Raw genomic sequence first — 13,052 nt, 5'->3', positions numbered from 1 at the left:
CTACACATCCGACCTCCGGTAGCTGCCGGGGGTCGTACCCGTCCAGCGTTTGAAAGCGCGGTGGAAATTCGCGGCAGAGGCAAAGCCCACATCCTGCGACACCGCCTCGATGCTCTTTGCCCCAAGTGACAGATCGCGGATGGCAATATCGCGCCGCAAACCGTCCTTGATCTCCTGAAACGAAGTATTTTCGGCATCAAGACGTCGGATCAGCGTGCGGGGCGTCAGGTTCAGAGCACGCGCCGCATCTTCCAGATTGCAACTCAGCCGCTCTGATTGCAGCAGCAGCTCACGCACGCGCAACATCACCGCATGCTCCCGGAAGCTGGTAAAGATCCAGTCCCGCGGCGCCCGGATCAAAAACTCCTGCATCTCTGCCTCGCTGCGCGACACTGGCAGCCGGTCCAGCGTTCCGTCGAAGGTCAGCGAGGAACTCACCTCACCAAACCTGACCGGCGCAGGAAACAGGATAGGGTAATCCTCCGCAAACTCAGGCTTTTGGAAGGCAAAGCTGACCTCCCGCAGTGGCAATTCTCGCCCCGCCACCCATGAGGCAATCCCATGGGCAAGCTTCAGCAATAGCATATGCCCGAACCTGTTCTGGCCGCCATCACCCTGCGGCTCCAGAACAATCTGCAGCCTGTCCTCCCCGGTCTCAAGCCGCACGCGGCAATCATCCAGGACCAGATTCCAGAACGAGCTAAAGCGAAACAAGGCCGCCGAAAGCGACGACGCCCCGAGCACCGAGGTACAGAGCAGTTTCAGCGCCCCGGACCGGACCGGGCGGCTCCACAACCCCATCATTTCATCGCCGGTTTCACTGGCCACCAACTGGTAAAGCCGCACGATCTGGTCATGGGTGACACGCCCCAACGGCTGCGCCGCATCATCCAATCCGATCTGATCAAGGAATCCTGCAAGCTGGCCCGGCGCGCAATGCACCCGCAAGGTCGACAGCCAATCTTCGAGAAAGGCCCGCGATACCGTCGGCAGGATCAGTGCGCCCTGCGCATGTTCCGGGGGGAGCGGCGACATGGTATTTGTCACTTTTAGCAAGTTTCGCGTCCACAGGGGATATAGACCACACTCAGACCAATGTCTATCTGGCGGGAATGGCAACCGCTAAAGAAAGGCCGCCCCATGACATTTGATGCCCCGGTCAAAGACATGATTTTCAATATCCAGCATCTTGCGGGATGGTCAGAGGTGACCAGCCTGCCTGCCTATGACGGGCTGGAACTCGAGGATGCGGCGGCTGCCCTCACCGAACTTGCGCGGTTCACGGCCGAAGAGATTGCCCCGCTCAACGCGCCCGGCGACCAGTCCGGCGCACGTCTTGAAAATGGCCGGGTGATCCTGCCCGATGGCTTTACCGAGGCCTATGGCAAGTTCGTCGAAATGGGCTGGCAAAGCCTGCCCCACCCGGAGGATTTCGGCGGTCAGGGCCTCCCCCGCGCCGTCGGCGCCGCCGCTACGGAAATGCTGAACGCCGCCAACATGAGCTTTGCCCTTTGCCCCCTGCTGACCGATGGCGCGGTCGAGGCGCTGCTGACAGCCGGGTCAGAGGAAACCAAGGCGATCTATCTTGAAAATCTGGTGTCCGGCAAATGGACCGGCACCATGAACCTGACCGAACCGCAGGCCGGCAGCGATCTGGCCCTGTTGCGCAGCCGCGCCGAACGGCAGGACGACGGCACCTATGCGATCACCGGCACCAAGATCTTCATCACCTATGGTGAGCATGACATGGCCGAAAACACCATTCATCTGGTGCTGGCCCGCACGCCGGATGCCCCCGCAGGCGTCAAAGGCATCAGCCTGTTTCTGGTGCCGAAATATGTGGTCAATTCCGACGGCACCCCGGGCACGCGCAACGCCGTGAACTGTGCCAGCATCGAACACAAGCTGGGCATCACGGCCAGCCCGACCGCAGTCCTGAACTTCGAAGGCGCCACCGGCTTTTTGATCGGCGAAGAAAACTCCGGGCTGCGCTACATGTTCGAGATGATGAACTCCGCCCGCTATGCCGTTGGTTTGCAAGGGGTTGCCATTGCCGAACGCGCCTATCAGCAGGCCGTCAGTTTCGCCCGCGAACGCATTCAATCAAGCCCGGTCGATGGCTCCAGCCGCGAGGCGGTGGCAATCATCAACCACCCCGACGTCCGCCGGATGCTGATGCGCATGCGCGCAGTGACCGAAGGCGGCCGGGCGATGGCGGCCTTCACCGCCGGCTGGCAGGATCTGGCGAAACATTCCGCCAGCGGCGAAGAGCGCGCTGCAGCCACCGCAATCTCGGAGTTCCTGACACCGCTGGTCAAAGGTTTCTGCACCGAGATGGGCGTCGAGGTCGCCTCGACCGGGGTGCAGGTGCACGGCGGCATGGGCTTTATCGAGGAAACCGGCGCGGCCCAGCACTACCGCGACGCGCGCATCCTGCCGATCTATGAAGGCACCACCGCGATCCAGGCCAATGATCTGGTGGGCCGCAAGACACTGCGCGATGGCGGCGAAACCGCGCTGCGGCTGGCCGGGATGATCGCGCAGACCGAGACGGATCTGGCGCAAGGCTCTGCCGAGGCGAAATCGGTCGGCGCGCGGCTGTCCGTTGCGCGGCAAGCCTTTGAGGCTGTGGTTCGCCACATGGCCGCAACCGGCAAGGAAGACCCCAAGGCGGCCTTTGGCGCCGGAGTGCCCTATCTGATGCTGGCGGGCAATCTGGTGGCAGGCTGGCAGCTGGCGCGCTCCCTGATGGCTGCCGAAACCGCATTGCAGGCAGGCGAGGACCCGGCCTTCATGCAGGCCAAGATCGCCACGGCGCGCTTTTACGCTGATCACATCCTGAACGATGCCGGGACGCAAGCTGACCGGATCCTCAAGGGCTCGGACAGCCTGCTGGCCGCGGTGCTCTGACCTCCCCCAATCCCTGGCAGGTGGCCCTAGGGGCCGCCGCCCTTTTCCCACATTTTCCGAAAGGACATCCCCATGACCGTCGAAATCGACATCTCCCGATTCACCAACCTGGCCATTGACGCGCAGGAGGATGGCGTCTGGGTGGTGACACTCAACCGGCCGACCAAACGCAACGCGCTGGATATCGACACCATCGAAGAACTGGTTGAGTTCTTCTCACTGGCGCCGCGTGCCGGGGTCAAGGCAGTGGTGCTGGCCGGGGCTGGCGATCACTTTTGCGCCGGCCTCGACCTCATTGAACACCACGACGAAGACCGCAGTCCGGCCGATTTCATGCACGTCTGCCTGCGCTGGCACGAAGCTTTCAACAAGATGGAGTACGGCGGCGTTCCGATTATCGCAGCCCTGCAGGGCGCGGTTGTCGGCGGCGGGCTGGAGCTGGCGAGCTCTGCCCATATCCGGGTGATGGACCAGACCACCTATTTCGCCCTGCCTGAAGGCCAGCGCGGCCTGTTCACCGGCGGCGGCGCCACCATCCGGGTCACCGATCTGGTCGGCAAATCCCGCATGATCGACATGATGCTGACCGGCCGGGTCTACAAAGGCCAGGAAGCCAGCGATCTGGGCCTTGCGCAATATATCGTCGAAGGCTCCAGTCTGGACAAGGCGATGGAACTGGCCCGCCGCGCTGCCGAAAACCTGCCCCTGTCGAACTTTGCCATCTGTTCGGCCGTCAGCCACATGCAGAACATGTCAGCGCTGGATGCAGCCTATGCCGAAGCCGTGGTGGCCGGCGTGGTGAACACCCAACCAGACGCGCGCGCGCGCCTGGCGGCCTTTGCCGACAAAAGCGCCGCCCGCGTGCGCCCCGACAGCTGATCTCAGCCGCCCTTTGAAACTAATGGTCCGGGCGGCTCCGCCCGGACTACATGCCTCCCCGAGCGCACGTGCCGACGAGCGACGAATGCGCGCAGCTCGACAGAGAGCACATCACAGCAGCTGGTGTCTCACAAGTTGAAATCCCCCCGCTACGACAGACCAACTGTCTGTTCCGACGTTAAAATTCGGCACCACTTGCCCCAATCCGTCCACGGAACCCCCGGTTTTTGTAGGACATCCGGGACTATTTGCTCTAAATTGATCATCATAAATGCCTTGAACTTCACCTCGCCACCGGGTCCAAAGCCGTTGCTGGTTGGGAGAAGACAAGATGACCGCGATCGAAGGGTTTTACAGGGCCGAATTCATGACACCAGAACACCACGGGTTCGGTGTTCTGGCCATCGCGGGTGGAACCGCCCGCGGGGGCGACTCGATAATGTCCTACGTTGGCAGTTACGACTGCTCCGGCGGTGATGTGACCCTTGACCTAGAGGTCTGCCGCCATTCGCATCTGGGACAAATGCAGCCGATTTTCAAAACGGACTGTTGCACCCTGTGCATCACGGGCAAGCAGATCGAAGGCGGCCGGATCGCTGGCACCGGACACAGCCCCGAAGCCCCTGACATTCCGTTCAAGCTGATCCTGACAAAGCTGCGCGACTGATAAGGCGACGCAGCGCGCGTTGCGCCAGCGCCGTAAGGCAGTGACCGGCGAACGCCGGATCGCAAATAGGTGTCTTGCCTCCCCCGCAACGCGTTGATAGGCAGCGCCACGAAATCCGGTCGCAGCCTACCCGGATACCAAAACAAGGGCCCAACATGAAAACACTTGTCATCTGCTCAGGCGGACTCGATTCCGTGTCGCTTGCGCATATCGTCGCCGCGGAGCGTCAGCTCACCCGGCTTGTTTCCTTTGACTATGGCCAGCGCCATCGCAAGGAACTGGACTTTGCCGCCGCTGCCGCGCAGCGCCTTAATGTCCCCCACCACCTGATCGACATGCGCCCCATCGGCGCCGCGCTGACCGGATCAGCGCTCACCGACGACATCGACGTCCCCGACGGTCATTATGCCGAAGAAACGATGCGCATCACCGTCGTGCCAAACCGCAACGCCATCATGCTCGCCATCGGGTTCGGTGTTGCCGCCGCAAACGGGGATGAGGCCGTCGCCACCGCCGTACATGGCGGCGATCACTTCATCTATCCCGATTGCCGTCCTGGGTTCACCCGGGCTTTCGAGACCATGCAGAGGGCCGCGCTAGACGGCTATGCCGATGTCGATCTCTACACGCCTTTTGTAGAACGCAGCAAAGCCGACATCGTGGCCGATGGCGCCCGCCACGGCACCCCCTTTGCCGAAACCTGGTCCTGCTACAAGGGCGGCGATCTGCATTGCGGGCGCTGCGGCACCTGTGTTGAGCGCCGCGAGGCCTTCCACCTCGCCGGGGTCGCGGATCCGACAGCCTATGCCGATCCGGACTACTGGCTCTCCGCCATTGCCGGAAAGGAAGGGCACTGATGTTCCGCATCCGCAAGGAGTTTCATTTCTCCGCCTCGCATCAGCTTTCACATCTGCCGGACGACCACCAATGCGCGCGCCTGCATGGGCACAATTACATCGTTGTGGTGGAACTGGCTGCCAAGGCGCTGAACGCGGATGGGTTCGTGCGCGATTATCACGATCTCAAACCGCTCAAGACCTATATCGACGAGACCTTCGACCACCGGCACCTGAACGATGTGCTGGATGTGCCCTCGACGGCTGAAAACATGGCCCGCCATTTTCACGACTGGTGCGCCGCCCGCTGGCCTGAAACCAGCGCGGTTCTAGTGAGTGAGACGCCAAAAACCTGGGCTGAATACCGGCCATGACCCTACGAATTGCCGAGATTTTCGGCCCCACCATCCAGGGCGAAGGCGCCCTGATCGGTGAGCCGACCGTATTCGTACGCGCAGGGGGCTGCGACTATCGCTGCAGCTGGTGCGACAGCCTGCACGCGGTGGACAGTGCCTATCGCCACACCTGGACACCGATGAGTGACGCGGAGATCTGGGACGAGGTTTTGCGCCTGTCAGGCGGGCAGGCCCTGACCGTCTCACTCAGCGGCGGCAACCCCGCGATCCAGGACTTCGCCCCGCTCATCGCGCGCGGCCGGGCGGCGGGCTACCGGTTCGCCTGCGAAACGCAAGGATCGGTGGCGCGGCCCTGGTTCGGCGACCTTGATACGCTGGTGCTGTCCCCGAAACCGCCCTCAAGCGGTGAGAGCGTCGACTGGGCAGCCTTTGCCGCCTGCGTGAAGGCCGGGCAGACTGCCCGCCAGATGGTGATGAAGATCGTCATCTTTGACGAGGCCGATTATGATTGGGCCAAGGACGCCCACGCGCGCCACCCCGACCTGCCGCTTTACCTTCAACCGGGCAATCCCGATGTGGATCCGGAATCCCCTGTGGATCCCCAGGATCTTGCAGACCGGCTGGAATGGCTGACCGAACGCGCCATGACAGATGGCTGGTTCGCCCCCCGTATCCTGCCGCAACTGCATGTCCTGATCTGGGGCAACAAGCGCGGCGTCTGACCGATTGGAGTTTTCCATGACAAACGATATCTACAGCAATCTCAAACAGCTGGGCGGAGAAACCCCTATTCCCACCAGCCCCGAAGAGGCGGAACTGGAGCGGGTGCCCAACCCGCAGGCAGATGTGGATTACAACGTGCGTTTCACCGCGCCGGAATTCACTTCGCTCTGCCCGATGACCGGACAGCCGGATTTTGCCCATCTGGTGATCGACTATGTGCCCGGCGACTGGCTGGTGGAATCAAAATCGCTGAAGCTGTTTCTGACCTCCTTCCGCAATCATGGTGCCTTTCACGAGGACTGCACAATCTCCATCGCACGTCGGCTGGTGGATTTTCTTGATCCCAGATGGCTGCGCATCGGCGGCTACTGGTATCCGCGTGGCGGCATTCCGATTGATGTCTTCTGGCAAACCGGCCCACTGCCTGAGAGCGTGTGGATCCCGGACCAAGGCGTGCCGCCCTATCGCGGACGGGGTTGATCGCCTAGCGGCAAACAACACAACAATCCACCTAGGGGGCGTCAGGCCTGACGCCCCAGCCAATCGCGACGATTAGGGAAAAGACATCGCGCGAGGCCGCAATTGTGTCACTGGTTCGCTATGGCCAATGGTTGGCCAGCCGCCGGTGAGAATTCACCCGAACCAGATCTCCCCAGCAGATTTCCGAGATGGCGACGCTATGCGCAGACGCATCGCCATGCAAGAACTGGCCTGAAAACTTTTCTGCCGCGCAAAGATGATTTTGGCATACGAACGAAGGGGGAATGGTGGGTGATGAGAGACGGAAACAAACCAAAAATTACTGTAAGAATTCAGTTCCGCAGTGTCCCACGCCAGCAGTGAAACCCGGATATAGAAAACAATCACTTACAGAACCGGTGTCCCACGAAAACCATCTTCGCCCAGTCGGCAGCTGGCTGGCGGCATTGCTGTCTCCGCAGCCCCGGAAACTTGCTGGGGCTCCGGTCTAAGGCAGCCATTTCCAGCGCTTCCGTTAGATATTTCGGCGCACCTTCCCCTGCGATCGATTTACCCCTCTGGGATCACATCCCACCGGCCTTGGCTGCTCGGCGGATTGTGGAAACCCTCAAAGGTTTCCAGTTTTTCCTGTCAGGCAGTGCGGAACTGTTTTCGCCGAGTTTGCTAGGTTCGCCTCACCTAAATCAAGCGTTCGCCGGAGCAAGCTCCCGCAAGGCACGCGCCATTTCCAGATAGCCGGAATATCCATACTGCGCGTGCATGCTTTCATACCATGCGGCCCAAGGCTCTCGGCGCTCCTCTGCGAACACGTCACTCCAGAACCCCTTGCGAACACTCACCTGACCATCGGGCAACCTCGAAACCTCTATCCGCGCTTCACTCATCAAAAGCCTCCTTTTGTGATCTACCGAAGTCATCAGCGGCACAAGGCGCCAAGCGATCCCCCGGCTCCTGCCCTTCATATTCCACGTTCTGGGTTTTGTAGAGCCCTTTGCAGCCCTTCAGCAGTGAGAGCGGACCCCACGCATCGGCCTCTTAACTGCCGCTAGGTCGCCGAACAGTGCCGAGTAGACAGGAATTCGAACCCGGATAGTGCTTTCATGTTCAACGGTTTTCAAGACAGGAGAAGATTACAACAATCCAAACACATAGCTCAGATATTCCCCAGGACATTTGCAGAACATTCAGCGGCCATGGGAAACGACTATGGAGGTAAATATTAGGCATTTCTCTGTTCTGGGACAGCATCCCCAAGGTCGGCCAGGCGCAGGAAGTGTACATACTTCCCAGACGCAATGCGCAATCCGGCGCAGTTGCGAGATCCTGAGGCTGCCTTCCCGGAAGCAATTCCTCGGTTTGGCGATGTGGCACCCCCTTGACGCAGCGAGCTAAGGCCGCGTTGGCGAGGCACAGGGAGCCATCTTTACAAGCAGCTGTTTCTTAGGGCTTCATACTCGGCAGAGTTGCCGTCCAACTTGACCGATCGAAGGCTTCGGGTCACATGTCAAGCGGACCAACCAGGGCAATGGGAACCCTCAACGTTGTCGTGCCATTTGAAGGACCAGATCTTTAGAATTGAGAAAAGCCTTGGTGCTAGATCAAGTTGACCAGCTTTCAAAAGAAAAGAACATGGCATGCAAAAGATCAATCGAAGAACCGCAATTATGAGTAGTTGCGGGATCATACCCGCCATGGCGGCGCCTGCAATTGCAAGTGGGGTCCGGCGGATGACGATGGTAACCGCCTGGCCGCGGGACATGAAGCCGATGCATAACACCGCAGAGCGACTCGCGTCGCGTATTGCGGCGATGAGCGACGGTCAGATCATTGTCGACGTTCTTGGGGCGGGTGAAAAAATGGGGGCATTCGAAACCCTCGACGCACTTGCCGCGGGGGCCGCGGATCTTTCGCATGGGACTTCCTACTACTGGACCAAGAAGTCCCCCGCCTTTGCCTTTTTTGCAACTATCCCATTCGGCATGATGGCAAATGAACACAATGCTTGGCTTGAGCATGGGGGCGGACAGCAGCTGTGGGACGAGCTTGGTGAGAGGTTTGGAGTGAAACCGCTGGCAGGCGGAAACACCGGGGTGCAGTCGGCCGGTTGGTTTCGAGCCCCGCTTCGTACACGACGCGACCTAGAGGGATTGGTCATCCGCTTCCCATCGCTCGGTGGTGAGTTATTTCGGTCCATGGGCGCGGTGCCTAAACTGACAGCAGCCAGCGAAATAAAAGCGCTGCTTGACAGTGGAGATCTGGATGCTGCGGAATGGATTTGCCCCTGGGTTGACCTAGAATTCGGTATGCATCTCCATGCCAAGAACTGCTACTACCCTGGTGTGCACGAGCCTGGTCATACTCTCGAAGTCAACGTTTCTCTGCAAAAGTGGAACAACTATGACGACGCTACGCGTGCGATCATAATGAACGCGTGCCAGGCTGAAAGCGCAGCCATGCCGAACGAGTTTGCGGCACAGAACGCTGCTGCGGTTGGCAAGTTGTCACGGGACTTTGGCGTGAAATTCCTCCCCTTACCGAATGATATTGTCCGAGCCATGCGGCATGCTGCACCGGGCCTCATCGAGGAATTCGTTGCGGAAGATGCATTTTCAAAACGGGTTCATGCGTCCTACAACGATTTTGCGCACAGCTTGGGTCGCTGGTCCGAGTTCTCCGAAAGAGCTTATTGGCGTGCCCGATTTACCTGAACTGATATTCCAGTTCCGACAGAAGAAATAATGTTCCTGCAAACTTCTAGATCTCCAGCGCCTGCTTGGGAGCGCCTGAAAAGCCTCTTGTCGCCCGCTCTCGCAATGTCGTGCACGGTCGTCTTGGCCTTTGTTGTGGTTATCGCCGTCGTGATCCAGCTGGTCGTCCAAAGCGCAATGGAGGAAAGTAAGGCTCGCGTCAGGTCTGCAGTCGAGGTCTTGGCAAATGAAATCGCAAGCTCGCTACGACACACCGACGATGTGCTGCAACAACTCGCGCGAACCATAGAGATATACGGACCAGGCATTGTCGCTGACGACATCGACCCCAGATGGGCGACAAATGCGGAACAGCGGAACTATCTGGGAATCAGCGTTTGGTCGACATTTGGCGATTTAATGGTGACAACCGATGAGGCCCACTGGAACTACGACCTGAAGCAGGCGGTCTCGCATTTCATGTATGGCGAAGGGCCGGACACCCCGCCGATCCTGATCGAGATTGAAAAACGCGGAAACGACGCTGCCGAAACCTCAGCACAATTTGGTATAGCGCATGGCCTGTACGAGGACGGCTCGTTAATCGGCCTTACAATGGCCGAAGTCTCGATACCGCATCTCTTTGACCTTTTGGAAGAGGTGCGGAAGAAGACCGGTGCTGACATCTCGATATGCTACAGGGGGGAGCCACTGATAGATGTGTCATCCCCTAGGCTGCAAGACAGTAGGTCCCATTCACCAAACGAAACCAGGCTTGGCACGGATGCGCTGTATGGATTTTCCGTAGAGGCGGTACTGGACGAAACGCTCATACGCCAGGATGCTATATGGTCACTAAGACTACTGCTGGCAGTCCTATGCGGGATCCTACTCACTCTGATTGCCTTCGCGGTACTGTTAGTCATCGGTGAGCGCAAGCTACGAGCTGAGATAGAGCGCACGAACGAAGCCGCGAATGCCAAGGCACAGTTCCTGGCCAATATGAGCCACGAAATTCGTACACCGATAAATGGCATTAGAGGCATGGCCGAGTTTTTGGAGGGCGACAAACTGACGCTCGAACAACATGAATGCGTTGAGACGATCCTGGGGTCTTCCGAGACACTGCTGACAATCATCAACAGCATCCTTGACTTTTCGAAGTGTGAAGCCGGAGAGCAGGTTCTACAAAACGAGGCCTTCTCGCTGTATGAAACGATATTTGACGTTGCGGCCTTGCTCGGCCCGCCGATTGGCGGTCACGAAGTGGAAGTGATTGTCGACTACGATGAACAACTTCCGAAATGGTTCTATGGCGATCCTGAGCGGATACGGCAAATTATTGTAAATCTGACTGGCAATGCTGTGAAATTCACCCCCAAGGGTGAGGTTGTCATGTCGGTTACGTACGAGCCGGAAGAAGCATTGCCCCTGGTAGTCACAATCAAGGACAGCGGAATCGGGATCGCTGAGGAAAAGCTCGCCAGTATCTTTGACGCATTTCAACAGGCCGAAATGCACAAAGCGCGCCGTTTTGAGGGAACAGGACTTGGCCTCACCATTACTCGGACTCTGATCGAAAACATGGGTGGCGATATTTCCGTTGCCTCCAGGCCTGGCGCTGGATCGACTTTTGCAGTTAGGCTTCCACTGGAAAAAGCTACTTCGGTGGTAAAAGAGCACCCGATTAGCCTGGAAGTGCTGTCCGGCAAGAATGTTCTCCTTGTCGATGACATCGAGCTCAACCGAATTGTCATGAAGAGGACACTGGAACAGTGGGGCGTTGTCGTCCATTGCTACCCAAGTCCAGAGGCAGTTCTGGCTATGGAACCTAGCGCATTGGCAAAAATCGATATCGGTATTCTGGACTACAATATGCCGAATATGAGCGGAGATGAACTGTTCCGGAGACTTAAGGCGCGTATGGACCAGGACACTTTCCCGATGATCCTTTATTCATCCGGCCACCAAGCCAGTGATCAGGGCCTAGTAACCGGCTTAGGGTTTGACGCGGTGTTGATGAAACCCGTACGCGCGACAGCGCTGGCACAGTGCCTGCAAAACACATTGACTGGCAACCGGCAAAAACACAAAACGAAACAGCCTGAGGGACGTGTAGATCTCTCAGGGACACAGATTCTCGTCGCCGAGGACAATCGCACGAACCGGCTGGTGTTGGAAAAAATGCTGAAACCAACGAACGCCACCCTCATTTTTTGCGAGGATGGCCAAGCGGCGGTGAACACCTATGGGCACAGCCACGCGGAAATTGACCTTGTTTTGATGGATTTCTCAATGCCAGTTATGGACGGCTTGACTGCGAGCCGAGAGATACGTGATTTTGAGGAAGCTCAGCACCTCCCCCCCTGTCCGATCATCGCGCTCACCGCAAACATCATGCAAACTGATCGGGACGCCAGCGTTGAGGCAGGCATGAATGCTTTTCTTTCAAAGCCTGTACGCAAAAAGGAGCTGCTGGAGGTTATCTCTAAGTTCGATTGTTGAATGCTAATCAAAAACACCTCCACTGAGGGGCCGCATGCCGCACGATGTTAAGATCGGTCATGTCCGCTTGAGGCAGAAGACCGGACATCGCTCGTAGGAGCGTCTGAACCCCGCCAACCAGTGTTTCCGGCCCAGAGCCGCCGTTCATGCTCTTGACTTAGGATGTCCGGTCCCAGCCCGAAGCGGACATGACTTGTGCAGCCGCAGCACTAGACCCTTCCCGAAGTGAGGGCGGAAACCGGTCCTTCGCTGCGCGGTCGGCGAATGACCGAATTAGGGTGGGAACGGCATTCAACATGGCAGTGTGGAATCGACAACACTGGCGATCCACTGGAGCAATGCGTCGATTGAAACAGTCCTAACGACGGGCAGCCCGGGCGACCACTGTGGCCCGGGCACATCGCGAACGCATCACGTCAGGGCTTGAAGGCTGCGTCCTTTTCCCAGCCGCTGAAACCGGATTGCAGGACGACGACATTCGTGCGACCTGCCACCCGCAGGGCGAATGCCGCCTGGGCGGACAAGCTTCCTGTGTTGCAGAAGAGGATTGTCATACGATCCCCAGGGATCTCGTCGATCCGGTCCAGCACTTCGCGCCATTCAATATTGACGGAACCGGGAATCGTGGCGGCCTCGAACTGCTCTGCGTCGCGAGTGTCGACGAAAAGCGCCGTTTCGAAAACGGTCTGATCAATCTGTTGCGGCAATATGATGCCGGACTCATACTCCGAGAACATCATGTATTCCTGCATCGCCTCGATGGCGGCCTCCTGCGCCAGAATGGGCGTGGAATGGAGGCCGAGCGCGACAGTCGTCGCGGCAAGAACGTGGCTCAGTTTCATCTGGGTGCTCCTTGGTTTTCGGTCTTATTCGGTGACGTGTGATTGCAGATGACCTGCCCCCCGAGGCTCCCTTATTCATAACGAGAGTCTGCGGGTCTGGTTTTCATATTCTCCGTCGTCTGATTGGGCAAGCGCGCCGGGCGCGGAGCCCTCAAATTGCTCAAGCG

Annotated in this window: 12 protein-coding genes; 9 read left to right on the top strand and 3 right to left on the bottom strand. The window is 58.6% G+C overall.

The window, feature by feature from the left end; all coding sequences use genetic code 11:
* The gene (locus tag SM764_RS21255) at positions 1-1,035 is read right to left on the bottom strand and encodes an AraC family transcriptional regulator (protein ID WP_369002699.1); all 1,035 of its coding nucleotides are present in this window, start codon (positions 1,033-1,035) and stop codon (positions 1-3) included.
* 105 nt (positions 1,036-1,140) lie between these two features.
* Here SM764_RS21255 and SM764_RS21250 point away from each other — a divergent pair, with 105 nt between their 5' ends.
* The 7 genes from SM764_RS21250 to queF all read left to right on the top strand — a co-directional run bounded on the left by SM764_RS21250 (position 1,141) and on the right by queF (position 6,851).
* Positions 1,141-2,910, top strand: coding sequence for an acyl-CoA dehydrogenase family protein (locus tag SM764_RS21250; protein ID WP_369002697.1), 1,770 nt, complete (start codon positions 1,141-1,143; stop codon positions 2,908-2,910).
* Between the two features lie 72 nt (positions 2,911-2,982).
* Positions 2,983-3,789, top strand: coding sequence for a crotonase/enoyl-CoA hydratase family protein (locus tag SM764_RS21245; RefSeq protein WP_274867162.1), 807 nt, complete (start codon positions 2,983-2,985; stop codon positions 3,787-3,789).
* Between the two features lie 331 nt (positions 3,790-4,120).
* Positions 4,121-4,456, top strand: a complete 336-nt coding sequence (locus SM764_RS21240) for a hypothetical protein (protein WP_369002695.1) — start codon at positions 4,121-4,123, stop codon at positions 4,454-4,456.
* 155 nt (positions 4,457-4,611) lie between these two features.
* Entirely contained in the window at positions 4,612-5,313 is a 702-nt protein-coding gene (gene queC, locus SM764_RS21235) for a 7-cyano-7-deazaguanine synthase QueC (RefSeq protein WP_274828431.1), read from the top strand.
* Complete coding sequence (queD, locus tag SM764_RS21230; RefSeq protein ID WP_274828430.1) at positions 5,313-5,666, top strand: 6-carboxytetrahydropterin synthase QueD; 354 nt, start codon at positions 5,313-5,315, stop codon at positions 5,664-5,666. The genes queC and queD overlap by 1 nt, the downstream gene beginning before the upstream one ends.
* The gene (queE, locus tag SM764_RS21225) at positions 5,663-6,370 is read left to right on the top strand and encodes a 7-carboxy-7-deazaguanine synthase QueE (RefSeq protein WP_369002693.1); all 708 of its coding nucleotides are present in this window, start codon (positions 5,663-5,665) and stop codon (positions 6,368-6,370) included. The genes queD and queE overlap by 4 nt, the downstream gene beginning before the upstream one ends.
* Positions 6,371-6,386: 16 nt before the next feature.
* Positions 6,387-6,851 (top strand): preQ(1) synthase, encoded by a 465-nt coding sequence (queF, locus tag SM764_RS21220; protein ID WP_369002691.1) that lies wholly within the window; start codon positions 6,387-6,389, stop codon positions 6,849-6,851.
* Positions 6,852-7,534: 683 nt separating this feature from the next.
* Here queF and SM764_RS21215 read toward each other — a convergent pair.
* Positions 7,535-7,735 (bottom strand): hypothetical protein, encoded by a 201-nt coding sequence (locus SM764_RS21215; RefSeq protein ID WP_065273505.1) that lies wholly within the window; start codon positions 7,733-7,735, stop codon positions 7,535-7,537.
* A 750-nt stretch (positions 7,736-8,485) separates the two neighbouring features.
* Between SM764_RS21215 and SM764_RS21210 the strand changes: the two genes are divergently transcribed.
* Together SM764_RS21210 and SM764_RS21205 are read left to right on the top strand one after the other, a co-directional pair.
* On the top strand, positions 8,486-9,559 hold the full coding sequence (locus SM764_RS21210) for a TRAP transporter substrate-binding protein (RefSeq protein WP_369002689.1): 1,074 nt from the start codon (positions 8,486-8,488) through the stop codon (positions 9,557-9,559).
* A gap of 30 nt (positions 9,560-9,589) precedes the next feature.
* Positions 9,590-12,043: a hybrid sensor histidine kinase/response regulator gene (locus SM764_RS21205; protein ID WP_369002687.1), complete on the top strand. Its 2,454-nt coding sequence runs from the start codon at positions 9,590-9,592 to the stop codon at positions 12,041-12,043.
* 416 nt (positions 12,044-12,459) lie between these two features.
* On the opposite strand, the gene SM764_RS21200 is transcribed toward SM764_RS21205, so the two are convergent.
* Entirely contained in the window at positions 12,460-12,885 is a 426-nt protein-coding gene (locus SM764_RS21200; RefSeq protein ID WP_274837356.1) for a rhodanese-like domain-containing protein, read from the bottom strand.
* Between the last annotated feature and the right edge of the window lie 167 nt (positions 12,886-13,052).

It is taken from the genome of Pseudophaeobacter sp. 1A16562 (assembly GCF_041008785.1).
GTDB lineage: Bacteria > Pseudomonadota > Alphaproteobacteria > Rhodobacterales > Rhodobacteraceae > Phycobacter > Phycobacter gallaeciensis_A.
The sequence above is the reverse complement of the archived record's forward strand: the minus strand, read 5'-3'. Positions and strand labels throughout refer to the sequence as shown.

Excerpts from the sequence above, each read along its gene's own strand:
- queF (WP_369002691.1), top strand. The coding sequence starts at position 6,387 with ATGACAAACGATATCTACAGCAATCTCAAACAGCTGGGCGGAGAAACC.
- SM764_RS21255 (WP_369002699.1), bottom strand. The coding sequence starts at position 1,035 with ATGTCGCCGCTCCCCCCGGAACATGCGCAGGGCGCACTGATCCTGCCG.
- queD (WP_274828430.1), top strand. The coding sequence starts at position 5,313 with ATGTTCCGCATCCGCAAGGAGTTTCATTTCTCCGCCTCGCATCAGCTT.
- queC (WP_274828431.1), top strand. The coding sequence starts at position 4,612 with ATGAAAACACTTGTCATCTGCTCAGGCGGACTCGATTCCGTGTCGCTT.
- SM764_RS21215 (WP_065273505.1), bottom strand. The coding sequence starts at position 7,735 with ATGAGTGAAGCGCGGATAGAGGTTTCGAGGTTGCCCGATGGTCAGGTG.
- SM764_RS21210 (WP_369002689.1), top strand. The coding sequence starts at position 8,486 with ATGCAAAAGATCAATCGAAGAACCGCAATTATGAGTAGTTGCGGGATC.
- SM764_RS21245 (WP_274867162.1), top strand. The coding sequence starts at position 2,983 with ATGACCGTCGAAATCGACATCTCCCGATTCACCAACCTGGCCATTGAC.
- SM764_RS21240 (WP_369002695.1), top strand. The coding sequence starts at position 4,121 with ATGACCGCGATCGAAGGGTTTTACAGGGCCGAATTCATGACACCAGAA.
- queE (WP_369002693.1), top strand. The coding sequence starts at position 5,663 with ATGACCCTACGAATTGCCGAGATTTTCGGCCCCACCATCCAGGGCGAA.
- SM764_RS21200 (WP_274837356.1), bottom strand. The coding sequence starts at position 12,885 with ATGAAACTGAGCCACGTTCTTGCCGCGACGACTGTCGCGCTCGGCCTC.
- SM764_RS21205 (WP_369002687.1), top strand. The coding sequence starts at position 9,590 with ATGTTCCTGCAAACTTCTAGATCTCCAGCGCCTGCTTGGGAGCGCCTG.
- SM764_RS21250 (WP_369002697.1), top strand. The coding sequence starts at position 1,141 with ATGACATTTGATGCCCCGGTCAAAGACATGATTTTCAATATCCAGCAT.